At 71.4% G+C, this 23,578-nt stretch carries 23 protein-coding genes; 7 read left to right on the top strand and 16 right to left on the bottom strand.

Translation table 11 applies throughout. The annotated features are described in order from the left end of the window. Positions 1-102: 102 nt before the first annotated feature. Both AB0G10_RS09815 and AB0G10_RS09810 read right to left on the bottom strand, forming a co-directional pair. The gene (locus AB0G10_RS09815) at positions 103-1,248 is read right to left on the bottom strand and encodes a PD-(D/E)XK nuclease family protein (RefSeq protein ID WP_360918380.1); all 1,146 of its coding nucleotides are present in this window, start codon (positions 1,246-1,248) and stop codon (positions 103-105) included. Next, positions 1,245-1,937, bottom strand: coding sequence for a GntR family transcriptional regulator (locus tag AB0G10_RS09810; RefSeq protein WP_360918379.1), 693 nt, complete (start codon positions 1,935-1,937; stop codon positions 1,245-1,247). Before AB0G10_RS09810 ends, AB0G10_RS09815 begins: the two co-directional genes overlap by 4 nt. Before the next feature lie 16 nt (positions 1,938-1,953). Here AB0G10_RS09810 and AB0G10_RS09805 point away from each other — a divergent pair, with 16 nt between their 5' ends. Further along, positions 1,954-4,749: an FAD-binding and (Fe-S)-binding domain-containing protein gene (locus tag AB0G10_RS09805; RefSeq protein WP_360918378.1), complete on the top strand. Its 2,796-nt coding sequence runs from the start codon at positions 1,954-1,956 to the stop codon at positions 4,747-4,749. A 26-nt stretch (positions 4,750-4,775) separates the two neighbouring features. Here the strand turns inward: AB0G10_RS09805 and AB0G10_RS09800 are convergent, their stop codons facing one another. Continuing rightward, positions 4,776-5,663 carry a metallophosphoesterase gene (locus AB0G10_RS09800; protein ID WP_360918377.1) on the bottom strand — a complete coding sequence of 296 codons (888 nt, stop codon included), beginning with the start codon at positions 5,661-5,663 and terminating at the stop codon, positions 4,776-4,778. 110 nt (positions 5,664-5,773) lie between these two features. Between AB0G10_RS09800 and AB0G10_RS09795 the strand changes: the two genes are divergently transcribed. Next, positions 5,774-6,511, top strand: coding sequence for a hypothetical protein (locus AB0G10_RS09795; protein ID WP_360918376.1), 738 nt, complete (start codon positions 5,774-5,776; stop codon positions 6,509-6,511). Here AB0G10_RS09795 and AB0G10_RS09790 read toward each other — a convergent pair. Then, positions 6,508-7,083, bottom strand: a complete 576-nt coding sequence (locus AB0G10_RS09790) for a hypothetical protein (protein ID WP_360918375.1) — start codon at positions 7,081-7,083, stop codon at positions 6,508-6,510. The two genes, AB0G10_RS09795 and AB0G10_RS09790, sit on opposite strands and share 4 nt — an antisense overlap. A gap of 72 nt (positions 7,084-7,155) precedes the next feature. Here AB0G10_RS09790 and AB0G10_RS09785 point away from each other — a divergent pair, with 72 nt between their 5' ends. Further along, positions 7,156-8,592: an alpha/beta fold hydrolase gene (locus AB0G10_RS09785; RefSeq protein ID WP_360918374.1), complete on the top strand. Its 1,437-nt coding sequence runs from the start codon at positions 7,156-7,158 to the stop codon at positions 8,590-8,592. A 470-nt stretch (positions 8,593-9,062) separates the two neighbouring features. Here the strand turns inward: AB0G10_RS09785 and AB0G10_RS09780 are convergent, their stop codons facing one another. Together AB0G10_RS09780 and AB0G10_RS09775 are read right to left on the bottom strand one after the other, a co-directional pair. After that, a complete protein-coding gene (locus AB0G10_RS09780) occupies positions 9,063-10,100 on the bottom strand; it encodes a glycoside hydrolase family 43 protein (RefSeq protein WP_360918373.1) in 1,038 nt (345 codons plus the stop codon). Continuing rightward, on the bottom strand, positions 10,097-11,599 hold the full coding sequence (locus tag AB0G10_RS09775) for a ricin-type beta-trefoil lectin domain protein (protein WP_360918372.1): 1,503 nt from the start codon (positions 11,597-11,599) through the stop codon (positions 10,097-10,099). The genes AB0G10_RS09780 and AB0G10_RS09775 overlap by 4 nt, the downstream gene beginning before the upstream one ends. A gap of 130 nt (positions 11,600-11,729) precedes the next feature. On the opposite strand from AB0G10_RS09775, the gene AB0G10_RS09770 reads away from it, so the two are divergent. Then, entirely contained in the window at positions 11,730-13,106 is a 1,377-nt protein-coding gene (locus AB0G10_RS09770; RefSeq protein WP_360918371.1) for a glycosyl hydrolase family 18 protein, read from the top strand. 57 nt (positions 13,107-13,163) lie between these two features. On the opposite strand, the gene AB0G10_RS09765 is transcribed toward AB0G10_RS09770, so the two are convergent. The 7 genes from AB0G10_RS09765 to AB0G10_RS09735 all read right to left on the bottom strand — a co-directional run bounded on the left by AB0G10_RS09765 (position 13,164) and on the right by AB0G10_RS09735 (position 18,412). Beyond that, a complete protein-coding gene (locus AB0G10_RS09765; RefSeq protein ID WP_360918370.1) occupies positions 13,164-13,523 on the bottom strand; it encodes a hypothetical protein in 360 nt (119 codons plus the stop codon). Between the two features lie 7 nt (positions 13,524-13,530). After that, positions 13,531-14,376, bottom strand: a complete 846-nt coding sequence (locus tag AB0G10_RS09760) for an alpha/beta hydrolase (RefSeq protein ID WP_360918369.1) — start codon at positions 14,374-14,376, stop codon at positions 13,531-13,533. 65 nt (positions 14,377-14,441) lie between these two features. Continuing rightward, positions 14,442-14,828 carry a DoxX family protein gene (locus AB0G10_RS09755; RefSeq protein ID WP_360920668.1) on the bottom strand — a complete coding sequence of 129 codons (387 nt, stop codon included), beginning with the start codon at positions 14,826-14,828 and terminating at the stop codon, positions 14,442-14,444. A 5-nt stretch (positions 14,829-14,833) separates the two neighbouring features. Beyond that, a complete protein-coding gene (locus tag AB0G10_RS09750; RefSeq protein ID WP_360918368.1) occupies positions 14,834-15,745 on the bottom strand; it encodes an RNA polymerase sigma-70 factor in 912 nt (303 codons plus the stop codon). A 66-nt stretch (positions 15,746-15,811) separates the two neighbouring features. Further along, entirely contained in the window at positions 15,812-17,197 is a 1,386-nt protein-coding gene (locus AB0G10_RS09745) for a BNR repeat-containing protein (protein WP_360918367.1), read from the bottom strand. Positions 17,198-17,247: 50 nt separating this feature from the next. Next, entirely contained in the window at positions 17,248-17,673 is a 426-nt protein-coding gene (locus AB0G10_RS09740; protein WP_360918366.1) for a LysE family translocator, read from the bottom strand. 10 nt (positions 17,674-17,683) lie between these two features. Further along, complete coding sequence (locus AB0G10_RS09735) at positions 17,684-18,412, bottom strand: HAD-IA family hydrolase (protein ID WP_360918365.1); 729 nt, start codon at positions 18,410-18,412, stop codon at positions 17,684-17,686. A 60-nt stretch (positions 18,413-18,472) separates the two neighbouring features. Between AB0G10_RS09735 and AB0G10_RS09730 the strand changes: the two genes are divergently transcribed. Next, positions 18,473-19,192: a class I SAM-dependent methyltransferase gene (locus AB0G10_RS09730; RefSeq protein ID WP_360918364.1), complete on the top strand. Its 720-nt coding sequence runs from the start codon at positions 18,473-18,475 to the stop codon at positions 19,190-19,192. Positions 19,193-19,249: 57 nt separating this feature from the next. Next, complete coding sequence (locus tag AB0G10_RS09725; protein ID WP_360918363.1) at positions 19,250-19,477, top strand: hypothetical protein; 228 nt, start codon at positions 19,250-19,252, stop codon at positions 19,475-19,477. Here AB0G10_RS09725 and AB0G10_RS09720 read toward each other — a convergent pair. After that, complete coding sequence (locus tag AB0G10_RS09720) at positions 19,433-20,170, bottom strand: helix-turn-helix transcriptional regulator (protein ID WP_360918362.1); 738 nt, start codon at positions 20,168-20,170, stop codon at positions 19,433-19,435. The two genes, AB0G10_RS09725 and AB0G10_RS09720, sit on opposite strands and share 45 nt — an antisense overlap. 65 nt (positions 20,171-20,235) lie before the next feature. Here AB0G10_RS09720 and AB0G10_RS09715 point away from each other — a divergent pair, with 65 nt between their 5' ends. Beyond that, complete coding sequence (locus tag AB0G10_RS09715; RefSeq protein WP_360918361.1) at positions 20,236-21,093, top strand: NAD(P)H-binding protein; 858 nt, start codon at positions 20,236-20,238, stop codon at positions 21,091-21,093. Positions 21,094-21,138: 45 nt separating this feature from the next. Here AB0G10_RS09715 and AB0G10_RS09710 read toward each other — a convergent pair whose 3' ends face one another. Together AB0G10_RS09710 and AB0G10_RS09705 are read right to left on the bottom strand one after the other, a co-directional pair. Then, a complete protein-coding gene (locus tag AB0G10_RS09710) occupies positions 21,139-22,563 on the bottom strand; it encodes an NAD(P)/FAD-dependent oxidoreductase (RefSeq protein WP_360918360.1) in 1,425 nt (474 codons plus the stop codon). Next, positions 22,560-23,510 carry an FO synthase gene (locus AB0G10_RS09705; protein WP_360918359.1) on the bottom strand — a complete coding sequence of 317 codons (951 nt, stop codon included), beginning with the start codon at positions 23,508-23,510 and terminating at the stop codon, positions 22,560-22,562. Before AB0G10_RS09705 ends, AB0G10_RS09710 begins: the two co-directional genes overlap by 4 nt. Positions 23,511-23,578 lie beyond the last annotated feature (68 nt).

Genomic DNA, 23,578 nt, shown 5'->3' with positions numbered 1-23,578 from the left:
GCCGCGGCGGCCGGGTCGTGGCCCGCCTCCTCGGCTGCCCCGCCCTCACCCCTCGACGATCAGGGCCTGTGAAAGCGGCGCACGGCCGGTCACCGAATCAGATCACTCGGCGAACAGCACGTCGAGGGGCGCGGAGAGCTCACGCCACGCCTCTTCCAGGGCACTCCGGCACGCCACGGTGAGGCTGCTCAGGTCATCGGCCGGTTCCGGCTTCAGCCACCGCCACCAGCGCCAGAGCCCCGCCTTCTCCGACTCCGGCCACCCGAGCCTCATGGCATGCGGTTCCACCTTCTCGGTGATGCGCCGGACCAGGGGATTCCGCTCCATCCGGCCGGACGCGGAGACCCGCAAGCCCACATAAGGCCAGCAGTTCGCCCCGGTGAGCAACTCGTCCCTGCTCCACTGGACCGCGATCGAGGCCTGCACGCCGTCGCGCCCCCATCCGGGCCGGCTCAGCTCGAACGTCGGAAAGGATCCGTGTAGTGAGTCGTACCATCCGTGGTCGGCCTCGCTCAGCACGATCGGATCGAGGGTTCGCACGGCATCCTCGATCGCGGCCACCACACTCCTCACGGCGTCGTCGCGCACGGCCGCCCATTCGGCCATCGAGGTTTGATGGCGGAGGTAGAAGGCGATTTTCTCGTCCGCCATGGCCGGGTCTCCCATCGTGGCGCCGGACAGTGCACTCATGGTCGTCATCAGGTCTCGGGCAGCTGCCGAAGCGCGCTCCGGCAGGGGCAGCATCAGGTCGGCGACCCGACGCCAGGTGAGGGTCTCCCAGCCCGCCGGGGCGGTTTCGGCCGGGTGACGCGTCAGGAACACGAGCCGTGGCTTCTCGTCCGCCCAGAGCTCGGACAGCCGGGCGCACTGATCACCGTGCTGACCAGCGTTGATCTTCGCCTCCACGAGCACGCACTGGTTCCCGACCCGAATGATCAGGTCGGCGCGGGTCAGCCTGCCCTCGGCGGTGAATCGCGGCTCCTCGGTGGAGACGCGGACCGGTGCGCCGGTGTCGAAGGGGACGCCGAGCTCGTCGAAGAGGCGCCGCGCCATCAGATCGCCCAGGCCGTGCCGGTTCTCCGGCGCGAGAAGCCAGGCCAGGCAGGCGACGACCTTGACCTCGTTCTCGCTCATCTTGAGGAATTGCAGAATCGTATGCGGCCCGGTCTGCCATCGGCCCTCGGCCTTGAGCCTCGCCGTCTCGGCGGTCAGCAGGTCGAGCTCGCGCTCCCAGCGCTCGATCGTCATGGCCCGATGGTGGCAGGACCCTCCGACAGTTCCCCGGCGCGGCGTACGAGGAGGTCGCGGGTTGCTTCGAGGTGGGTGCGCATCGCCGACTCGGCGGCTGCGCCGTCGCGGGCCAGGACGGCGGCGACGACCGGTTCGTGTTCGGCGTGGATTTCGGGCAGGGAGCGGCCGCTCGCCGTCGTCGGGGGGCCGAGCAGGGCCGTGGTGGTGCGGAGGCGCTCGACGATGGCCGCCGTGCGGGGTTTGCCGGCGGCGTGCAGGAGCAGGTCGTGCAGGGTGCGGTCGGCCGGCCAGAAGGCGGCCTCGTCGCCGGCGGCGGCTGCCGTGGCCATCGCCGCGAGGGCCGCGCGGATCGCCGTGTGCTGGTCGTCGGTTCCGGTCACGGCGGCGGCGCGGGCGGCGGGCGGCTCCAGCGCCAGCCGGATGCCGATGATCTCCTCGATGTCGTGGGCCTGCGGCGGCAGGACGCGGAAGCCGCGGTTGCGCCGGATCTCGATGAGGCCCGCCTCGGCCAGCCGCAGCAGGCCTTCGCGGGCCGGGCTCCGGGAGACGTCCAGCAGCTCGGCCAGCTGGTAGACGGAGTACGTCACCTCCGGCACCAGCTCACCGGCGGCGACCCCGTCGCGCACGGCCTGGGCGACGGCGTCGGCGAGGGAGGGGGCGTCCGGCGGCAGCACGAGGTTCGGCATGAGTAACATGTTACCCATGAGCGAGCAGGCGAACGGCGTGGTGGCGGCCCTGACCAAGGCGGGTCTCGAGGTGCGGTCCGATCCGGGCACCCGGGGGATGTACGCGTCGGACGCCTCCCTCTACCGCATCCCGCCGATCGCCGTGGTCCGCCCGCGCGACGTCGACGAGGTGGCCGCGTCCCTCGCCGTGGCGCGCGCGACCGGCGTACCGATCACCTCGCGCGGCGCCGGCACGTCGGTGGCCGGCAACGCGGTCGGCCGGGGCATCGTGCTCGACTTCTCCCGGCACATGAACCGGGTCCTCGACATCGACCCCGAGGCGCGCACCGCGATCGTCGAGCCGGGCACGGTGCACGCCGTCCTGCAGAAGGCGGCCCAGCCACACGGTGTCCGATTCGGCCCCGACCCGTCGACCTGGCCGCGCTGCACCATCGGCGGCATGATCGGCAACAATGCCTGCGGCTCGCGCTCCCTCGCCTACGGCCGGACCTCGGACAACGTCGCCGGTCTGGAGCTGATGACCGCGGCGGGCGACAGCTTCGTCACGGGATATCAAGACAAAGCCCCATTCGTACGAGGGGCAGACGGCATCCTGGGAAGTATCAGGAACGTTCTCTCCCAGCACCTCGCCACCACACGGACCGAATTCGATCGCTTCGGCCGGCAGGTCTCCGGCTACGCCGCCCACCACCTGCTCCCCGAGCGGTTCGACCTCACCCAGGCCCTGGTCGGCTCCGAGGGCACCCTCGCCGTCATCACCAGGGCGACCGTCAAGCTCGTCGTGGACGCTCCGATCCGGGTCGTCGTCGTGCTCGGCTTCCGCGACATCGTCGCGGCCGGCGAGGCCTCCCCGGCCGTGGTGGCCCACGGTCCCACCTCCTGCGAGGGCCTCGACTCCCGCCTGCTCGACGTGCTCCGCGCCCGCCGCGGCCCGGACGCCGTCCCGCCGCTGCCGAAGGGCGGCGCCTGGCTCTTCGTCGAGCTCGCCGGCCACGACCGCGGCGAGGTCGTGGCCCGCGCGCAGAAGCTCGCGGCCGACGGCATCGGCGACGAGGCCCTGGTGGTCGAGGACCCGGCCACCCAGGCCCGGCTCTGGCGGATCCGCGAGGACGGCGCCGGCCTGGCCGGACGCGCCCCGTCGGACCGACCGGCCTGGCCCGGCTGGGAGGACGCCGCGGTGCCGCCGGAGAAGCTCGGCGCCTATCTCGCGCGCTTCGACGAGCTGGTCGCGTCGTACGACATGACGAGCGCGCCGTTCGGCCACTTCGGCGACGGCTGCATGCACGTGCGCCTCGACCTTCCGCTCGACCGGCCGGGCGGCACCGGCGTGATGCGCGAGTTCCTCGTGGACGCGGCGAAGCTGGTCGGCGAGTTCGGCGGGTCGCTCTCCGGCGAGCACGGCGACGGCCGGGCCCGCTCCGAGCTGCTGCCGTACATGTACTCGGCCGACGCCATCAGCATGTTCGCGCAGATAAAGGGCGCGTTCGACCCGGACAACCTGCTCAACCCCGGTGTTCTGGTCGACCCGGATCCCGTCGACTCCGACGTACGGATGGCCTTTGACAAGCCCTCGAACCTGCTCGCGATGGCCTATCCGCACGACGACGGCGACCTGGCCCAGGCCGTGCATCGGTGCACCGGCGTCGGCAAGTGCCGGGCCGACAACGCGGCGGCCGGCGGCGTGATGTGCCCGTCCTATCTCGCCACCCGCGAGGAGAAGGACTCCACCCGGGGTCGCGCCCGCGTGCTGCAGGAGGTGGTCCGCGGCGAACTGCCCTGGTCGCACGCGTCGGTGCACGACGCGATGGACCTCTGCCTCGCGTGCAAGGGGTGCGCCTCGGACTGCCCGACCGGCATCGACATGGCGACGTACAAGTCCGAGGTGCTCCACCAGACGTACTCCGGACGCCTGCGCCCGCGGTCGCACTACACCCTCGGGAAGCTGCCGATGTGGGCGCGGATCGCCGGCTGGGTGCCGCGGCTCGCGAACCTGGGCACGCGACTCCCCGGCATCCGCGGACTGGCCCTCTGGCTCGCCGGTGTGGACGGCCGCCGCTCGGTGCCGGCGTTCGCGCGCAGGCCGTTCCGGCGTACCTTCAAGGCGGTCGACTCCGAGCGCAAGCCGGTGGTGCTCTTCGCGGACTCGTTCTCGGACGCCTTCTCGCCGGAGGTGGCCGAGGCGACGGTGCGGGTCCTGCGCGCGGCCGGCTACGAGCCACGGCTGCCCAGCGGCTCCGTCTGCTGCGGCCTCACCTGGATCACGACGGGACAGCTCGATTCCGCCAAGAAGATCCTTTCGCGTACGGTCGAAGCTCTGAGCGCGGACGCCCACGCCGGAATCCCGATCGTCGGCATCGAGCCTTCGTGCACGGCCGTCCTCCGTTCCGACGTGCACGAGCTGCTGCCCGGCAACGCCGACGCGGCCGCCGTCGCGAAGCAGGTGCACACCCTCGCCGAGCTGCTCGCGAAGACCCCGTCCTGGACGCCGCCGGACCTGTCCGGCGTCGAGGTGGTCGCCCAGCCGCACTGCCACCACCACGCCGTGCTCGGCTGGAAGACCGACGCCGACCTGCTGGCCGGCAGCGGCGCGACGGTGAAGCGGCTGGCCGGCTGCTGCGGCCTGGCCGGCAACTTCGGCGTGGAGCGGGGGCACTACGAGGTGTCGGTGGCGGTCGCCGAGCAGAACCTGCTGCCGGCGCTGGACGCCGCCCCGGACGCCGTCGTCCTGGCGGACGGCTTCTCCTGCCGTACCCAGGTGGCCGACCTGCGGGAGAGGCCGGCGGTGCACCTGGCACAGCTGCTCGATCGCTGATCCTTTCAGCCGGTGCGGCCCGGCCTCTATGCGGGCGGGCCCAGTTTCGCGATGACGCTGGTCAGCTCGGTGGCGTCGAGTTCGTAGGCGGTCTCGCCGGTGTGCGGGTCACGGGCGTGGAGGGTGTGGAAGGTCGGGGAATGGGGGCCGCCCAGGTCGACCAGGGTGGCCGAGGCGCCCTTGACCGCGCGTTCGGTGCCGGGGGTGGCGGTCAGGTCGATGCGGGTGACGACGCCCGGAGTCACCCAGACCGGCACTCCCGTGAGCATGCCGAAGAGCTGCAGGTGGAAGTGGCCGCAGAGGAGGAGCCGCACGTCGGTGCCGGCGATCGCCTCGGCCAGGGTGGGGACGTCGTGCAGGCCCAGGGCGGCCTGGACCGCCACGCCGGGGACCGTGACGGGCGGGTGGTGGAAGGCCAGGACGGAGCCGTTCGGGGCGGGGTCGGCGAGGACGGTGCGCAGCCAGGTCAGCTGGGCGGCACTGATCCGGCCGTGGCCCTTGCCGGGGATCAGGGAGTCGAGGGTGACGATGCGGTACCCGGCCACCGTGGTGACGGCGGCCCGCTCGCCGTCCGGGGAGTGCAGCTGGGAGTCGGGGGCGTCCCGGCCGTCGGCGGTCAGGTGGCCGCTGCCGAGGACCGCTGCGAACGCCGTACGGTCGTCGTGGTTTCCCGTCGTGAAGAGGGCGGGAATCCGTCGCTCGGCGGCGAAGGCGGAGATCTGCGCGCGGGCGTCGGCGTAGGCCTCGCGGGAACCGTCGTCGGCGATGTCACCGGTGATGACCAGGGCGTCCAGGCCGGGGAGCTCGCGGCAGTCGTGCAGGATGCGGCGCAGCGAGCCACGGGTGTCGACGCCCTCGCCGTCGCGACCGGGTTCGCGGGTGAGGTGGGTGTCGGAGAGGCGGAGGATCCGCATCCGGGGACGGTATCGGAGATCGATGACTGTCGGCTTCCGCCTTCTCAGGATGTGAGGGTCAGACGACCGGGCCGATCAGGCCGGTGCGCTTTGCGTGGCGCGCGAGGACAATGACGCCGGTGACTGGACTGTTTGCGAGACCCGATGCGGCCGGGCACATCCGGCTTGACCACGAGCCCGTCCTGGAGAGCTGGAACGCTGCCGATCACCCGGATCAGTTGAGGCTGCGGAGCTACCTTGCCGGCGTCACCAAGCAATTGCTCGTTGCGGAATGGGCGAACAACGGCCCTCGTGCCATCGAACTCGTCGTCGGGCTGCCCGACGACACTCCTCTCGATCGCGGTGGCCGCGACCTCGACAATTATCTGTACCCGCTGGTCCGGCACTTCGGGGGTGAGCGCATCGGCGCCGCGTTCGCACGCAAGGCGCATCAGGAGGAGTCGACCATCGCGGTGGTCCCGGCGGAGAACGTTGCGGGGCCGGCCGAGGAGCCGCAGCTCACGGTTCGCACGTCGATGTCGGCCACTTCGGCAGCGTGGAAAGGGGTCATCCACGCGGCTTGCGCGCGTGCGGTGACCGGGCCGCTGCCGCCCGGGCCGGTCGGAGTGCGGCTGCAGTTCGGTGTCTCCGCGGCGCGGAACTGGGCTGCGCTGTGGAAGCCGGCGATCGACGCGCTCGGGCCGGTGCTCGGCATGCCCCAGCCCGCCCAGCCTTTCAGGCCTGACGACGATCGCATCGTGGACCTTCAACTGCACCGGATCATCGACGACGCTCTCGGGCACGACGTGATCGTCCGGGCATGGTGGTGGCCGACCCGTTCCCGGGAACCGGGCGCGGAGTGTTCCTAGGAACCGGGGACGTCCAGGTCGGTCAGGTAGGCCTGGGTCTGCCACTCGGTCTGGGGCAAGTGGTCTCGGGCCAGGGCGAAGTACTCCTCCGGGCTCAGCAGTCGCAGGGTGGCCGGGTCGACGTCGTCCTCGTCCGCCGGGGAGTCGGCTCCGGGGAGTATGTCGATCAGGCGGTGTATGCCGGGGCGGGGCACCCAGAAGTCGGCGCCTCGGTCGTGCAGGAGTTGGAAGGCCCGGATGCGGCGCACTACACCGGTCGTGGGCGGCACCTGGTCCCACTGTTCGTAGGACTCGTAGGTCAGGCAGCCGCTGAGCTGGACCTCGCCGGAGCGGGTGTGGCCGGTTCGCGCGGCGGAGACGCCGTCCTTCCGGAGCAGTTGGGCCCACGGCACGCCGTCGGGGTCGTGCAGGATGGTCGCCCGCATCGTGACCTCGAGCCTGCCGGGAAGGCCTGCGTGAACGCGACCGTCGGTGCCGCCAGGGGCGCTGGGATCGTCGCGCCAGCGTAGGCGGATGGTGACGTGGTCGCCCGGCGACCAGGGCACCTCGCTGGTCAGAATCGGCCACAGCATGATCGAGACTCTGCCACTCGCCTCCCGCCCGATAGGATCCGGCTTCCGCTGGATGGCCGCAGGAGGAGCATTTTGATCCGTACGCTGGTTCTGCTCCTCGTCCTCGCGGCCGGCGGCGGATGGCTCATCGCCGGTGCCGGTGACGAACCGCGCCGGGAAAGTGTCACCGCGTCCGGGGTTCCGCTCGCCGAGGTGCATCCGCCGGGCGACGGCAAACGGCCCGGTGTCGTGGTCGCGCACGGATTCTCCGGATCGGCGAAACTGATGGAACCGTTCGGGGACACGCTGGCGGCCCGGGGCTATGTGGTCGTTCTGCTCGACTTCACCGGTCACGGCGCGAATCGCGAACCGATGGCCGATCAGGTGGCGGGGACCGACGAATCCGTACGGATGCTGCAGGACGATCTGGGGGTGGCGCTCGCGCATCTGCGGTCACTTCCCGATGTCGATGCCTCCCGGGTCGCTCTGGTCGGGCATTCGATGGGCGCGGGAGCCGTCACGCGCTATGCGGCGGCCCACCCCGATGTGACCGCCACGGTCGCCATTTCGCTGCCGGATGCGTTCGTGGCCTCCGCCGAACGGCCCGCCCGGCTGCTCACCATCGCGGGTGCGCTGGAATTCCCGGATTTCCGCGAGGTCGCCACCAGAGTCGCCGCCGAACGGGACGATCGCGCCGTGCGCATCGTGCCCTGGGTGGAGCACATTTCTGTTCTGTACGCCCCGGAGACTCATCGGGAAACGGTGGCGTGGCTCGACCAGGCGTTCGGCGGGCCGCGGAACGACCAGGCGATTCCCTTCCCCGGCCGGCGGCTCTTCGGGGCCGGGCTGCTGGTGCTGGCATTCCTGATCGGGCTCTATCCGCTGGCTCTGCTGATCGGGCTCCGTCCGCAGGCTTCCCCGGCGAAAACCATTCCACCGGTACGGATCGCCGTTGTCGCGGCCGTGGCGGCGGGCGTCGGCGCGGTGGTGGCCCGGCTCCTGCCCACGGCACATTTCCCGCTGGCGGTGGCCGGTTATGTCGCCGCCTATGCGGCCGTCACCGGGGTGCTGCTCCTGCTCTATGCGCGCCGTTTCTCCCCGTACGAAAGGCGCAGCAGCCCTCGCCGCGCCCTCCTCGCCGTTCCCTATGCCATCGTCGCGATCGCTCTGCCGTTGCATGGGGGAGTGACCCACGCCGTGCCGGTCGGTGTGCGATGGTGGCTGCTCCCGGTCGTGTGGGCCGCTTTCGCGCTGCTCGCCTACGCCTCGGAACGCGTCGCCGGCGGCCGGCCGCTGCCTCTCCTCATCATCACGGCGGCGTTCGTGGTCGTTCTGGCCGGCGCGGCCGTCAGCGGATTGACCCACGGTTTCGTGCTGCTCGCACTGTTCCCGCTGATCGGTTTGATGCTCTGGCAGGCGTTGTGGAGCGCATTCCTGAACCGGTTCGGCACGGCGCCCTGGATGATCGCCGTGATCGGCGCGGTCGTGGTGGCGTGGCCGCTCGTGACAGCGCTACCCCTCGTCGGCTGACCGAGGGCGCTCGAACGTTTCGACGCTGGTGCGATAGGGCTCGGCGTCAGGGCGCCGGACCACACCTCGACCTGCCAGGCACCGTCGCCGCCGACGTTCAGGGGCACGAAGAGTCCGGCCTCGATGCGGCCGGTGAGGGCGAGGGCTTCCCGGTCGCCGAGGCCGTGCACGTCGTCGAAGCCCTCGGGCTGCCAGATGCCGGTCAGACCGGCGTCGGTGCGGACGACGAGCCGGGCGTCCGGGAAGGGAGATGTCGCCGCCCGAGCCTGGCAGAGCGCCGGCCGGAAAGGGGCGGAACACCGGCACGAGAAGGGCGGAGCGCCGGGCAGGAAGGGCGGGAACCCGCCGTGCGGGGATGCCTGGCAGAGAACATCCCCGCACGAACACAAGGTGATTCAACCGGTGATCACTCTGGCGGACCGGGTTGACGGTCCGCCCTCGGAATCATGTCGATCGTGTGACAGCCGCGGCTACTCGAAGAACTTGAGGCCGAAACCGGTGTTGGATGTCGCGCCCGGCACGTTCGCCCTGGTGTAGGTGGTGTTGCCCCACCACGCGAAGGTGCCGGTGTACCAGTGGCGGTTCGCCCACGCGTACGGGGTGCCCTTCGCGACCGCGTGGTACATCAGCGGGAAGCGCGGGCCGGCCGGCGGGCTCGTCGCGATGTCGCCGTTCAGCAGCACGAAGCTGTGGTGGCCGGGACCGTCGGCGTAGAGCGTCGGGTCCCAGCCGGGCATCATCGTGGCGCGGTGCGAGCCGAACAGGCAGCCGTTCGACTTGTACCAGTCCCAGACGTAGGTGGGGTCGCCGCCGGCGCGCAGGCGCAGGTCGGCGAGGCAGTACTGGTCGCTCCAGCTGCCGTTCGCGGAGTAGACGATGTGCAGCTGACCGTTCGGGTCGCGGATCGCCTCCGGGGCCTCGTTGATGAACGGGTTGCCGACCACCCGCTCCCAGCCCTCCCGCGGCTGCGAGATGACGTGCCGCGGACCGGTCGTCGTGGTGGGGCTGCTCATCCGGGCGATGTAGAGGTTCTGCTCGACGTTGGTGTCGCCGGCCCAGCCCGACCAGACGAACCACCGCTGGCCGCCGAACACGAACATCGTGCCGTCGATCGCCCACTTGTCGTCGGGCAGCGCCATCCGGACCGCCGCTGAATAGCCGGAAGCCGGAGCCACGGAACTCACGACGTACATCCGATGAGAGGGCCCGCGCCCGGCACTGAAATAGATCCAGTAACGGCCGCTGTCGAAGTGGATCTCCGGAGCCCACACCTCGCCGAGGTTCCCGGTGTCCGACCAGACCTGCCGGGCGGTCGCACCCGCCAGCGCATCCGGCGAGGAGGCCTGCCGGACCGCGATGCCGTTGTTGAGCGACTGCACCGAGATGTACGTGCTGCCGACCCGGATCACGCTCGGGTCCGCGGCGCGCAGGCTCGTGCGGGCGGCGCTCGCCGGCATCGCCGGGATCAGCGCCAGGAGGAGGACGGCCAGGGCGAACGCGCGTCTCATCCCCGGCGCCACTTCTGGTTCAGCGTGCCGGCGCAATCCCACAGCTGCACCCGCGCGCCGTCGTTGCCGTTCCACTCCTTGATGTCGAGGCACTTGTTGGCCTGCGGGTTCACGAGATCACCGGCGGCGCTGAGCACCCACTGCTGGGCCGGGTTCCCGCTGCAGGTCGCGATCTGGATCTCCACGCCGCTCGCGGTGGAACCCCACGGCACGTCGAGGCACTTGTTGTTGCCGGTGCGCAGCGCGCCGCCGGTCGCCTCCCACTTCTGCGCGCCGCTGCCGTTGCAGTTCCACATCTGCACGAGGACGCCGTCGGAGAAGTTGCTGTTCGGCACGTCGAGGCACTTGTTGTTCCAGTTGCTGACGATCGCCTGGCCGCCGGCGCCACCGCCGGACGTGGTCAGCGACAGGCCGTACACCTGGAGGATCTCGTTGACCGGCTGGAACCACATGGTGCCGCCGGTGGTGCAGTTGCCGGAGCCGCCGGAGGTGACGCCCTGCGCCTGATTGCCGGAGATCCACGAGCCGCCCGAGTCACCCGGCTGCGCGCAGGCGTTGCTGCGGCTCAGACCGGAGACGGCGCCCTGGGCGTAGTTGATGGTCTCGTTCTTGCCGAGCAGCGTGCCGCAGCGCCAGCCGGTCGTGCGTCCGGAGCGGCAGATCGAGCTGCCGATGGCCGCCTCCTGCGAGCCGGCGACGACCACGTTCCCGCCGGAATAGTTGTTCACCCAGGGTTGCGAGACCCAATTGCCATTCGTACGGACCCAGGCGTAGTCGTTGCCGGGGAACGAGGAACCGGCGAACGTCCCCTGGGCCACGTTGTTGAAGCCCAGCGTGGGACTGCCCGTCCCGCCGCAGTGCCCGGCCGTCACGAAGCCACCGGCCACGGCGAATCCGACGGAGCAGAGCGTGTTGCCGTTGATGACGTACTGGTCGCCGCCGCGGATGTCGTACATGGGCTGCGGTCTCTGATCCGAGGTTTTGATCGTCACCGCGCCGGCGCCGCTCGCCTTCGCGAAGGCCCGGGCCGCCGCCTCCGCGCCGGGCGCCGCGCTGACGACGACGCTGTTGCTCGCCGGATCGACGAACCAGCCGTGTACGACGTCCGGCGCCTTACGCCGGTCGAGTTTGGCCTTCGCGGCGTCCAGGTCACGGCCGGCCCTCGCCACGATCTTCGGGACGGCGCCCTCGGCGCGGACCGTGGCGGCGTCGGCCGCGTTCGTGACGGCGACGGTGAGGCGGGTGGCGCCCTCCGGGATCCAGGCGCCGGCGAACCGGCCGTCCCCGAGCCGCTTCCGCAGGCGGTTCTCGATGACCGGGGCGGCGGCCTCGGTGGTGAGGCGGTCGGCTATCTCGGCGTCGGTCAGGCCCAGGTCGCGGCGCATGGCCTCGTACATGTCAACTGGCTTTGGCTCTTGCGCGGTGGCTTGGGCGGGAAGCGGGCTCACGGTGACGGCGGTCAGCGCCGCGGCCAGCACGACGAGGGGACGACGGAACAACGGCTCGTCCTTTCACGCGGGGGAAGCGGGGAAAGAGAGCGCTCTCATGCCCGATTCTTCCCATGCGTCTCGACGGCTGTCAATAAAGCTTCCTATTTACAACTTCAGTTAACAGTCCTAATAATTAGCCATGCGTCGATCCCCGATCCTTGCCGCGGCGGCAGCGCTGGCCGTGGCATGCTCCACCGTCTACGTCGCCACGACGGCGAGCGCCGCCGCGGCCTGTGCCACGGCGTGGTCAGCCACCGCCACATACGTGAAGGACAACGTCGTCTCCAAGGGCGGCAACAACTACACCGCCAAGTGGTGGACCCAGGGCGAGGACCCGGCCCTGAAGTCGGGCCAGTGGGACGTCTGGGTCAACAACGGCGCGTGCGGCGGTGTCGTGACACCGAGTCCGTCGGTCTCCACCTCGGTCCCCACTTCTCCCTCGGTCTCCCCCACGCCTTCTACGTCGGTCCCCCCGATCACGGGCGGTAACCTGCCCAAGCACGCCCTGATCGGCTATCTGCACGCCAGCTTCGCCAACGGATCCGGCTATCTGCGGATGGCCGACGTCCCCGCCGACTGGGACATCATCAACCTGGCGTTCGGCGAGCCGACCACCGCGACCTCCGGCGACATCCGCTTCAGCCTCTGCCCGGCGACCGAATGCCCCGGCGTCGAGTCGGAGGCCGAGTTCCTCGCCGCGATCAGGGCGAAGCGCGCGGCCGGCAAGAAGGTGCTGCTCTCCATCGGCGGCGCCAACGGCCAGGTGCAGCTCACCACCACGGCCGCCCGGGACCGGTTCGTCAGCTCGGTCAGCGCCATCATCGACAAGTACGGCCTGGACGGCGTCGACATCGACTTCGAAGGGCACTCGCTGTCCCTCAACACCGGCGACACCGACTTCAAGAACCCGACGACGCCGGTCATCGTCAACCTGATCAGCGCCGTGCGTTCGCTGAAGGCGCGTTACGGCGCCGGCTTCGTGCTGACGATGGCCCCCGAGACGTTCTTCGTGCAGCTGGGATACCAGTACTACGGCTCCGGCCCGTGGGGTGGACAGGACCCCCGCGCCGGCTCCTACCTGCCGGTCATCCACGCGCTGCGCAACGACATCACCGTGCTGCACGTCCAGGACTACAACTCCGGTTCCATCATGGGCCTGGACAACCAGTACCACTCGATGGGCGGCGCCGACTTCCACATCGCCATGACCGACATGCTCCTGGCCGGCTTCCCGGTCGCCGGCAACACGGCGAACGTCTTCCCCGGCCTGCGCGAGGACCAGATCGCGTTCGGCGCGCCGAGCTCGGTCAGCGCCGGCAACGGCTACGTCGCCCCGCCCGGGGTGCAGCAGGCGGTCACCTGCCTGGTGAAGGGCACCAACTGCGGCGGCTACACGGTCCGCAGCGGCACCAACCCGAACTTCCGCGGCCTGATGACCTGGTCCATCAACTGGGACAAGTTCTACGGCTGGGAGTTCCGGAACAGCCACGAGCCGTTCCTCAACGCCCTCGGCTGAGGATCCGCGAACGCCCGGGTGACCTGCGCCGTCACCCGGGCGTCGCACCCCGCGGGGTCACCAGACCACCACCCCGCCGCCGAGGCGGGTGGCGCGGGACGCGGCGGCGAGGATGTTCGTGAGGCGGGCCCGGATGTAGTCGTCGTCGTAGGGCGTCGCTTCGGCCAGGGCGGCGCTGTGGGCACGCACGAGGTCGCACTCCGCCGCGAACGCCGCCACGTCCTCGTTCGCGACCCACAGGTCGCCGTGGGCCAGGCGCGGCAGGAAGACGGCGCCGAGCGACCGGACCGCGGGCGAACCCCACAAGCCGGTGCGGCAGCTTTCGAAGCCGGCCAGGTCGGAGACGCCCGGTGGCACGTCGAGGACGTGGGACTCGCCGTCGTCGCCGACCGTCCACACGTCCACCGCCAGGCTCACGACGACGTCACCCGAGCACCTCGCGCAGCGTGAGCGCGAACTCCTCGGGCTTTCCGGCGTAGCCGTGCTCGCCGCCCATGAAACCGCCGTGATGGCTCGGGAAGACGGTCGCCTCCTGGCCCAGCTTCGTGGCCAGGGCCTGCGCCGTCCTCGCCGTGTAGGTGCCCGCCGACTCCTCGCCCACCGCCACCACGATGCGGGTGTCCGAGTGGGTCAGCGCCGCGATGTCGGGGCGGTAGTCGCTCACCGCCCAGGACCGCTGGGACAGCAGCGGGTCGTCGCGGGTGCCGTCGTCGGTCGCGGGCATGCCGAAGGCGGCCGGGTCGGGGGCGGGCTGGGCGAAGTACGCCTCGGTGAACTCGCCCTGCCAGGACGTCATCACGATGAACGCGGCCATGCCGGCGCCCCAGCCGCCCTTCTGGTACGCCTCGAAGAAGCCGGCCCGGGCCCGGTCGGCGCCCTCGGCGTCCGGCAGGATCGTGCTGAGCGGCGGCTCGTGGGCGACCAGGGTACGGACGTCGCCGGGGAACCGGGTGACGAGTTCGAGACCGGTCACCGCGCCACCGCTGCTGCCGAACACGTCGACCGGGCCGCCGCCGAGCTTCTCGATCAGCAGGTGCAGGTCCTCCGCCTGGTCCTGCGGCGTGAGGTCGTCGCGGCCGTCCTTGCGCTTGCTGCGGCCCAGGCCGCGCGGGTCGTAGGTGACCACGGTCCGGTCCGGCAGGAGCGGGGCGAGCGAGCTGAAACCCTCGGCCGCCATCGGCTGGCCGATCAGCAGCAGGATCGGGCCGTCGCCGCGGACGTCGTAGACGAGATCGGCGCCGGGTGTCTCCAGGGTGTGCGTCTGCGTCATGGCCCCGACCCTATGCCGCCGCGGCGAGCGGCATGGCCCCGAAGGGCCGGACCGCGCCGCGGAGATCAGGCGAGCGGCGCCGGGCCGGAGCGGCCCCAGGCCACGAAGAGCGCGAGCGCCAGGTAGACCAGGTCGGCCGCGATCGTCGCCCGCTCGCCCCGGCGCAGCCGCATGACCGCGGCGCAGGCGAACAGCAGCGCCACGCACGTCGCGGTGATCGGTACCAGCACCGGCGCGATGTGCAGCACCGCCGGGAGGATCAGCCCGGCCGCGGCGAGGATCTCGAGGCCGCCGATGGCGCGCAGCGAGGCCGGACTGAAGTCCATCACCCACTCCCCCGCGTGGCCGGCCGCGGCGATCCGCTCCCGCGGCACCACCATCTTCGACGTGCTGATCAGCAGCACGGTCGCGAGCAGGACCGTGACGATCCAGAGCCAGGTGTCCAGGGTCATGGCGGTCACCGGGCCCTCTTGACGTCGCGGGAGACCTGCCAGGCGTCCGCGACCGGGCCGAGGTGGCGCAGCTTGTCCGGGTTGCTCACCAGCCGGATGGCCTGGATCTGCCCGTCCAGGATGTCCAGCGCGAGGGCGTTGAGGGTCCGGCGGTCCCGGTCGTAGAAGACCGCGCCGGGCTCGCCGTTGACCTCGCGGAAATCGAACCGCACGCCGGCGCGCAGCATCGGGCCGGCGACCGTGGCGAGCACCCGCGCCACCCGGTCCGGGCCGACGATCGGCTTGGGCAGGTTCGGCGCCTTGCCGCCGCCGTCGCTGACCATCTGTACGTCGGCGGCGAGCAGCCCCCGCAGGCCGTCCAGGTCGCCGTCCCGGAAGGCGTCGAAGAACCGGCCGGCCAGCTCGTCGCGTTCCCGGCGACCGGCCGCGAACCGGGGACGGCCGGCGTCCATGTGCTGCCGGGAGCGCACGGCGAGCTGGCGGCAGGCGGCCTCGCTACGCCCCACCGCGCCGGCGATCTCGGCGAACCCGAACCCGAAGACCTCGCGCAGCACGAAGACGGCCCGTTCCAGCGGGGTCAGCCGTTCGAGCAGCAGCAGGGCGGCCATCGACACCGAGTCGGCGAGCTCGGCCGCGCGTTCCGGGTCCGCGTACGGGTCGGTGACCAGCGGCTCCGGGAACCACGGGCCGACGTACGCCTCCCGGCGCACCCGCGCCGAGCGCAACACGTTGATCGAGATACGGGTGACCATCGTCGACAGCAGGGCCTTCGCCGACCCGGGCTCACCCCGGTACGCCTCGTACTGGATCCAGGTCTCCTGGACCGCGTCCTCGGCCTCGGTCACGCTGCCGAGCAGCCGGTACGCGATCGCGAACAGCAGCGGCTGCAACTCCTGGAAGTCCTCCGCACGCGTCACTTCTCCCACCCTTCCTCATGTGGTCGTCGCACACGAGTCACGGCGGGCCGCCCGGCTGTGACATCCTCAGCCGCCGGTGTTCCAATCCTGGACGTCGATCCGGCTGCCGCCGTAGCGGGGCGCGAAGAAACTCAGCACGTTCTGCGTCCGGAGCCGCGGGTGGTCGATCAGCGGGTCGGAGAAGTAGATCGGCGACGATGTCCAGCGCAGCGTCCAGTCGGTCCAGCCGGACGCTTTCGACGCGGTCTGGATGTGGAGTCTGCGGGTGCTGGAATCGCCGCTCACGACGTACACATCATCTTTGTCGTCGATCGCGATGTCGCCGCGGGCCGAGCGCTCGAGAAAGGGTGTCCAGGTCTGGTGCCACCCCTTGCTCGCCTTGTCGCGCCAATAGTGCACGAGGACCGCCTTCTCGCGCGCCGCGGTGAAATCGGTGGTGCTCGCCGCGCTCGCCGGCAGATGCGAGGCGAGCACGTGCACGATGCCGCCCGCGTCGACGACCTGCGACTCCTGGTTGATCAGGCCGCGGTTCTGGGCGATCCCCCAGACCTTCAGATCGGCGGCGTCCGAGCGCAACGGATTCGACCCGCTCGTCGCTATCACCGTTCCGGCGTTGTTGCGCCAGGTACGGCCCCTGTCTTTGCTGTAGGCGTAGTAGAGGTCGTGATTGGTGCTCGCGTCCGACGTCTCGCGCACCGTCCAGGTGACGTGCAACAACGGTGCCGCCGGGTCGTAGTCGTCGTATTCGATGCCGAACAGATAGGCGTTGTTCCCGGCCGTGGTGCCGTCGATGAATTCGCCGATGTAGGTCCACGCGCCGGACCGGTATTCGTAAAGGACCTCGTCGCCCGTCCCGCTGTAACCGGTGCGGATCGCCAATTGCAGGGTCCCGTCCGGATGGGCGAAGAATTGAGGGTACGTCACGACGTCCATGCTCGTGGCCGTCAACCTCGTCTGCACGGCCCCGAAAGAGCCGGTCGACCAGGTCGCCGACGTCGCCAGGCCCGCTGCGGAACGGCGGTAGCGGAACTGCGACGAATGCGTGTCGAACGCCAGATGAATGGTGCCGTCGGCGGGCGCGATCCCGATGCTGATGGTGTTGTGCGAATCGGTCGAGGTGGTCCGGTAATCGGTGAACCGCAGATTCTGCCAGTCGCCGCCGGGCAGTTGCCGGCGCGAGAGGTTGACGTATCCGGCCTGGTCCCAGAATGCCGCGTACTGCCGGTTGCCGACCGTGACGATGCCGTCCTGCTGGAAGGATTCACCGTTCATGTAGCCGGTGTAGGTCAGCGCCGTCCGGCCGTCCGTGGTCAGCACGGTGGACCGGGCCAGGGTGACCGTGGGAGCGGCCGCCTCGGCGGGCGGGCCGGACCAGGCTAGCGCCAGAATCGCGCCGACGGCGATGGATCGTTTCACTCCGAGGCCCCGGCCGAGCGGTACGGCATTCGTCATCGTCAATGTCTATCACTGCCGGCCGGTGAAGGCCACCGAGACGCCGAGGCCTATCGTGCACAGGGCTCCGGTGCGGCCGACCGCTGGAGGCGGCGCGGGGAACGGCTGACGCCGACGAGCATTCCCGTGCGCACGCCACGCCACAGGCCCACCGGTTCCGCGGCCGCCGTCGTGCCGCCGGCCGGGTGCCGCGCGTCGCGCATCGCTTGGATGCCGAGCCAGACGAGGTACGTCGCACCGGCCCATTCGATGGCCTGGAACAGGACTTCGGAGCGCTCCAGCAGCGGCCCGAGACCGGCCGCGACGCAGACGGCGGCGAGGTAGACGCCGGCCGCGTTGCCGGCGACCCCGGCCAGCGCGGCGGGACGGCCGTAGCTCAACGCCCGGCCGACGATGAAGAGCACGCTCGGACCGGGTACGGCGATCAGGATGGCGCAGGCCAGCGCGAGGCCGGCCGCCTGCTCGACGGTCACCATGACGGACACGCTAGCGATCGAAGGCGCGGCCGGCGGCGTCGGCGAAGGCGGCCATCGAGGGGAACTCGAGGTCGTATGTGAACTGCTCGCCCGGTTCCGGGGTGGCGCCCCAGCCGGGCCGGTCGTGGCGGCGGTTGATCCAGACCGAGGGCAGGCCGTGGCGCTTCGCCGGCACGTGGTCGTGGAACAGGCTCTGGGCCACGTGCAGCAGTTCGCCGCGGGCGACGCCGAGGCCGGAGAGGGCGGCGTCGAGGGCCCGGAAGTGGGCGTCGCCGGGCTTGTAACCGCCGACGTCCTCGGCCGTGATGATCGCCGCGAAGTCGCCGCGGAGCTGCTCGTTGCTGCCGGCGAAGCCGTCCCGGTGCACGTTGGAGACGACGATGAGCCGGTAGTGGGCGGCCAACCGGGCCAGCGCGTCCGCGGAGTCCGGGAAGGCCGGCCATTGCGGGACCGAATCGGCGAGACGGCGGGCCCAGGCGTCGCTGACCGGGCGGCCCAGCGACGCGCCGGTGCGGCGGAACGCCTCGGCCAGCACATCGGGGTAGACCGGAGCCGGTGTGTGAGTCTCCGCCACGGCCTCGTGTTCCCCGTACGCGGCAAGCAATTGATCTTGATCGTGGTGCAGTCCCTGCTCGCGAGCCCAGGGCGTCAGGACCGCGGCGATGCCGGTCTCCCAATCGATGAGCGTGCCGTAGCAGTCGAAGCTGAGTGCCCTGAACGCTGTGAGGTCGATCGCCATGCGCGCCACTCTAGGTGTTTCCCCTTGCCCGCTCCGTGGTCGCCGGGGTTGGGTCGGGGCATGGCTTTGATCTCTTATGGCGGGGTGGAGGCGGCGGCGTTCGCGGCTTCGCGGCATCTGTCGGACGAGTCGCTGAAAGCATGGCGAATCGCTTTGTCTGGATATGTCGCTCAAAGCGGACGCATTTTGGATCTCGGATGCGGGACCGGGAGCTGGACCCGGGCGTTCCGGTCCTGGTGGCCCGCGATCGACGTCGTGGCGGTGGAGCCCTCGGCGGAGATGCGGGCGCTCTTCCCGGCGGCGGTCGCCGGATCCGCCGAGGCGATCCCCCTGCCGGACGCGAGTGTGGACGCCGTCTGGCTCTCCACGGTGATCCATCACCTGCCCGATCTCGCGGTGGCGGCCCGGGAGATCCGGCGGGTGCTGAAGCCGGGCGGATCGGTGCTGATCCGGTCGGTGTTCGCGGGGCGGCACGAGGGGATCAGCCTGTTCCGGTGGTTCCCCGAGGCGGTCGCGGTGGTCTCCCGCTATCCGAGCGTCGAGGACGTGGCGGCGGCGTTCGGGGCGGCCGGGCTCGGCGTGGTGAGTTGTGAGGGCGTCCCGCAGGTGACCGCGCCCTCGCTGGCCGCGGCCGTGGAAGGGCTGCGGCGGGAGGCGCATACGCCGTTGCTGCTCATCGGTGACTCGGAGTATGCGGCCGGGATCGAGCGGATGGTTGCCGCCGCCGCGGTGGAGAGCGGGCCGGTCGTGGACTCGCTCGATCTGGTCGTGCTGCGATGAGCGGGCGCCGGGACGAGGTGGGCCCGGCCGGCGCTCGCCGAGTGCGACCCGCAGACCGTGCTGGACGCCGTCGACGTCAACGTGGCCGGGCCCATCCGGGTCGCGCAGGCGCTGCTGCCGACGCTGCTCGCCGCGCCCGCGCCCCTGAGCGTCAACGTGTCGTCGCGCTCGCCCAGGAACTGGCCGGCCGGGGAGGGCGCGGCGTGGCTCGGGAAGCTGCTGGACAGCCCGGCCCCGGCGTCACCGCGCTTCCTCTCCTTCGACGGTGGCGATCTGCCCTGGTGAGGGGCAATCACGGGCGGCCGGCCAGCGGCGCCTTGCGAATGCGTACGGGGTCGTGCCCATGACCCGCCGGAACTCGGCGATCATGTGGGACTGGTCGTAGTAGCCCGCCTCCACGGCCAGCTCGGTCAGGTTGTCGTCGATGCGGGCCAGGACCGCGCGGACCCGGGCAAGGCGGATGAAGTGGCTCGGGGTCAGGCCGGTCGACGCGGTCATCAGGGTTCGCAGGTGGCGTTCGCTGATGGACAGGTGGCGGGCCACGGCGCTGACGGAGGCTCGGGGCCGGGAGAGGAGGCCGGTCGCTGCGGCCACCAGGCGGCCGCGGTCGGTCAGCGGTGGCAGGGCTTGGGCCGGCGCCGTGAGTTGTGCCTCGATGCCGGCCTCTATCGGGACGCGGCCGGCGGGATCGCGCGGAAAGAGGCCGGCCAGGTCGAGCGCGGAAAGGCCGGCGATGTCGTTCATCGGGATGCCGGCGGGGAGGCGCATCTGGAGGCAGTCGCGGCCGGGGCGGCGGGGGCGGTATCCGGCCCTCGTCCGCGGTCCGGTGATCACGATGTCGCGCGGGTCGGCGGAGGTGAGCCGCCAGGTGAGGGTGATGGCGGGGTCGGGCGGTTCCAGGACGGCGGGGGCGTCGCGGAAGGCCGGCGGCTCGCCGGTCGTGATGCCGGAGAAGCCGGTCGTGATGCCGGAGGACATGCGGGCACCGTACTGTGCCGGAATCTCCTATCCGCGGCGCGGCGCGTGCTGCGACGGTGACCGGCATGATTCTCGTCACGGGTGCCACCGGCACGATCGGCCGGCACGTCATGCGACTCCTCCAGCAGGGCGGGCACCGGGCCCGCGCGATGACCCGGGCGCGGCCCACCGGCGCGGACACGGTTCAAGCGGACTTCGACGATCCCGGCTCGCTGCGGCGGGCGGTGGCCGGCGCGGAGCGGGTGTTCCTGCTGACCGCGCCGCCCACGCCGGCGGCGGCGCACGACCACGCCCTGCTGGCGGCCGCCCGCGAGGCCGGGGTGCGGTCGGTCGTGAAGGTGTCGGCGATCGGTACCGGTGAGCGGTTCGGGACGGTGACCGTCGGCGGGTGGCACGCCGAGGCCGAGGAGGCGGTCCGGGCCGGCGGGATGGGATGGACGGTGCTGCGGCCGTCGAGCTTCGCGTCGAACTGCCTGCCGTGGGCGGAGGCTGTGCGCACCGGTCAACCGGTCGCCGATCTGACCGGCAACGGCGAGCAGGGGGTGATCGACCCGCGGGATGTGGCCGCCGTCGCGGTGGCCGCGCTGACCGATCCGGATCGTCATGCCGGCCGGACCTGGACGCTCACCGGCCCGGAGCTGCTGACCGTAACCGATCAGGCGAGGGTGCTCCGGGAGGTCATCGGTATGCCGGTCGCCACCGTGGACGTCGCGCCGGACGACGCGCGCCGGCGGCTCGCCGCGTCCGGGATGCCGCGGGCCGCGGTGGAGGCCGTCGTCACCGGGGCCGCGTGGGCGCGGGCCGGGCACAACGCGGTCCTCACCGCGGACGTGGCGGAGGTGCTCGGCCGTCCCCCGGCGACGTTCCGGGAGTGGGCGCGGCGGAATCGGGAGGTGTTCAGGCGCCCCGGAAAGGCGGCCTGAGGAGAGCCGCCTGAAGAGCGGCCTGCGAAAAGCGGCCTGAGGAGATCAGCGCCGGAACGGGGCCGGGTCGAAGCGGCCGTTCCGCTGCCTGAACTCGGTCGCCGTGCTCGGCCACAGCAGGGTGAGGCGGCCGCTGCGCGGATCGACGTACCAGCTCGTGCAGCCGCCGCGCAGCCACACGGTGCGCTGCGCCATCGCGTCGATGTCGCGGGTGTAGGCGTCCTGCGCCCGCGACGTCACCTCCAGCGGGCCGTCGTGCCGGGCGAGGTGGTCGAGGGCGCCGACCAGGTAGGACAGCTGGCTCTCGATCACGTGCACCGCGGAGTTGTGGCCGAGCGCGGCGTTCGGGCCGTCCAGCACGAACATGTTGGGGAAGCCGTGCACCACGGTCGAGGCGTGCGAGACCATCCCCCGGGACCACGCCTCGGACAGCAGCAGGCCGTCGCGACCGGTGATCCGGGAGGCGTACGGCTGCTGGGTGGAGTGGAAACCGGTCGCGAAGACGAGGACGTCCAGGTCGGCGCGGTGCCCGTCGGCAGCGATCGCGGTCCGGCCCTCGAGCCGGTCCAGCGCGCCGGCGAGGGAGACGTCGGCGCGGCCGAGCGCCGGGTAGAACGTGTCGGAGAGCAGGATCCGCTTGCAGCCGACCTCGTAGTCCGGGGTGAGCCGGGCCCGCAGCGCCGGGTCCGGGACCTGGGCGGCGAGGTGGCCGAGGGCCCGCGCGCGCAGCTCGGCGAGCGCGGCGGGCTCCCTCCGGCGGGCCGCGATGCCCTGTTCCAGGCCGGTGAAGGCGTCTTCCCGTACCCTCAGCATCTCCGCCGCATCGGCGGCGGCATGTGCGTGGTCATTGCGCGGGATCACGTACGGGGCGGAGCGCGCGAAAACGGTCAGATGCTCGGCGCGCCCGGCGAGTTCGGGGACGACCTGGATCGCCGAGGCGCCGGTGCCGACCACGCCGATCCGGGCGCCGTCGATCTTCACGCCGTGATCCCAGCGAGCGGTGTGGAAAACCGACCCACTAAATCCAGAAATTCCCGGAATGTCCGGGGTGCGGGGCTCGGTCAACCGGCCCGCCGCCAGCACCAGGACACGGCTCCGGAACGTGCCCCGCGGCGTCGTCACCTCCCACCGGCCGGTCGGCAGATAGGCGGCCGACGTGACCTCGTGACCGAGTTTGATGTGCGGCGCCACCGACGGCCGGGCGGCCAGCCCGCGCAAGTAGGACTGGATCTCGTGGCCCGGCGCGTACGCCCGCGACCACGACGGGTTCGGCGAGTGTGCGAAGGCGTACAGGTGCGACGGCACGTCACAGGCCACGCCCGGATAGGTGTTGTCCCGCCAGGTGCCGCCCACGTCGGCGGCGCGTTCCAGCACCACGAACGACTCGCCGCGCCGCGCCAGCTCGATGGCCGCGCCGATACCGGCCAGGCCCGCGCCGACCACGACGACGTCGACGTCCACCTCGGTCATGCAGCGCCGTATCGGGTGGTGCGCTGCCGGACCGGGCGGCCCAGCTCGGCGCCGATCGCGGCGACGTCCTCGCGGGTCAGCGAGAGGCCCTGCTCCTGGCCGGCGGACGGGTCGAGGACGCCGTCGAGGAGCAGGCCGCCGAGGTCGTCGGCGCCGCCGCGCAGGAGCTGGATCGTGAGCTCCCTGCCGACCTTGGGCCACGGTGCCTGGATGTGGTCGATGCGGCCGGCGAGGATCAGCCTGGCCACGGCGGTCAGCGCGCGGGTTCCCCGTACCGAAGAAAGGGGTTGAAAAGGCATCGCGATGAACTCGGTGAAACCGCGGGTGCGCTCGGCGATCGAGGCGAGAAGCCGGAGGTGGGCGACCTGCTGGGCGGGAGTCTCGACGTGGCCGTAGAGCATCGTGGCGGTCGAGGTGAGACCGGCCTCGTGCGCCGTCGTGATCAGCTCGACCCAGCGCTCGACGGGCATGTCCGGACCGCCGTTGAGCCGGGTCCGCACGTCGTCGTCGAGGATCTTCGCGGCGGTTCCGGGCACCGAGCCGAGGCCCGCCTCCCGCGCCCGCTCCAGGAACTCCTTCGGTGTGACGCCCATCCGCTCGGCCGCGTCGGCCACCTCGGGCGGGCGGAAGGCGTGCAGGTGGATGCCGGGCGCGGCGGTCGCGATCGTCCGGATGAGATCGAGGTAGCCCTCGCCGGGAAGGCCGGCCGGCAGCGGGCCCTGCATGCAGATCTCGGTGGCGCCCAGCGCCGCGGCCTCGGCGGCCAGGTCACGGACCAGGCCGGGCGAGGCACCGACGCGGGCGGTGTCGAGGTTGCGGTTCACCACGAAGGTGATCTCGTCGCCCACCAGGTCCCGGCGGAGGGCGTCGGCGCGGGCGCAGAGATCCTCCAGATCGGCGCCGTCGGCACCGAGCAGTTCCACGGCTTCGGCGTCGGTGATCGTCACGGGCCGAGCCTACAAGTTGTGCCCCGGCGAACCGTTCCGCCGCGACTACCGTCACGTCGGCGGTAGTC

Origin of the sequence: Actinoplanes sp. NPDC023714 (assembly GCF_040639855.1) — a bacterium.
Taxonomy (GTDB): Bacteria; Actinomycetota; Actinomycetes; order Mycobacteriales; family Micromonosporaceae; genus Actinoplanes.
Note: the sequence above shows the minus strand (reverse complement) of the source record. Positions and strands in the feature narration are given on the sequence as shown.

What these genes read in the sequence shown, in the direction of transcription:
- AB0G10_RS09810 (WP_360918379.1), bottom strand. Translation starts at nt 1,937, where the DNA reads ATGCCGAACCTCGTGCTGCCGCCGGACGCCCCCTCCCTCGCCGACGCC.
- AB0G10_RS09735 (WP_360918365.1), bottom strand. Translation starts at nt 18,412, where the DNA reads ATGGCGATCGACCTCACAGCGTTCAGGGCACTCAGCTTCGACTGCTAC.
- AB0G10_RS09795 (WP_360918376.1), top strand. Translation starts at nt 5,774, where the DNA reads ATGACGCCGGTGACTGGACTGTTTGCGAGACCCGATGCGGCCGGGCAC.
- AB0G10_RS09740 (WP_360918366.1), bottom strand. Translation starts at nt 17,673, where the DNA reads ATGGTGACCGTCGAGCAGGCGGCCGGCCTCGCGCTGGCCTGCGCCATC.
- AB0G10_RS09790 (WP_360918375.1), bottom strand. Translation starts at nt 7,083, where the DNA reads ATGCTGTGGCCGATTCTGACCAGCGAGGTGCCCTGGTCGCCGGGCGAC.
- AB0G10_RS09745 (WP_360918367.1), bottom strand. Translation starts at nt 17,197, where the DNA reads ATGACGAATGCCGTACCGCTCGGCCGGGGCCTCGGAGTGAAACGATCC.
- AB0G10_RS09715 (WP_360918361.1), top strand. Translation starts at nt 20,236, where the DNA reads ATGATTCTCGTCACGGGTGCCACCGGCACGATCGGCCGGCACGTCATG.
- AB0G10_RS09800 (WP_360918377.1), bottom strand. Translation starts at nt 5,663, where the DNA reads ATGCGGATCCTCCGCCTCTCCGACACCCACCTCACCCGCGAACCCGGT.
- AB0G10_RS09710 (WP_360918360.1), bottom strand. Translation starts at nt 22,563, where the DNA reads ATGACCGAGGTGGACGTCGACGTCGTCGTGGTCGGCGCGGGCCTGGCC.
- AB0G10_RS09730 (WP_360918364.1), top strand. Translation starts at nt 18,473, where the DNA reads ATGGCTTTGATCTCTTATGGCGGGGTGGAGGCGGCGGCGTTCGCGGCT.
- AB0G10_RS09760 (WP_360918369.1), bottom strand. Translation starts at nt 14,376, where the DNA reads ATGACGCAGACGCACACCCTGGAGACACCCGGCGCCGATCTCGTCTAC.
- AB0G10_RS09805 (WP_360918378.1), top strand. Translation starts at nt 1,954, where the DNA reads ATGAGCGAGCAGGCGAACGGCGTGGTGGCGGCCCTGACCAAGGCGGGT.
- AB0G10_RS09720 (WP_360918362.1), bottom strand. Translation starts at nt 20,170, where the DNA reads ATGTCCTCCGGCATCACGACCGGCTTCTCCGGCATCACGACCGGCGAG.
- AB0G10_RS09780 (WP_360918373.1), bottom strand. Translation starts at nt 10,100, where the DNA reads ATGAGACGCGCGTTCGCCCTGGCCGTCCTCCTCCTGGCGCTGATCCCG.
- AB0G10_RS09815 (WP_360918380.1), bottom strand. Translation starts at nt 1,248, where the DNA reads ATGACGATCGAGCGCTGGGAGCGCGAGCTCGACCTGCTGACCGCCGAG.
- AB0G10_RS09755 (WP_360920668.1), bottom strand. Translation starts at nt 14,828, where the DNA reads ATGACCCTGGACACCTGGCTCTGGATCGTCACGGTCCTGCTCGCGACC.
- AB0G10_RS09770 (WP_360918371.1), top strand. Translation starts at nt 11,730, where the DNA reads ATGCGTCGATCCCCGATCCTTGCCGCGGCGGCAGCGCTGGCCGTGGCA.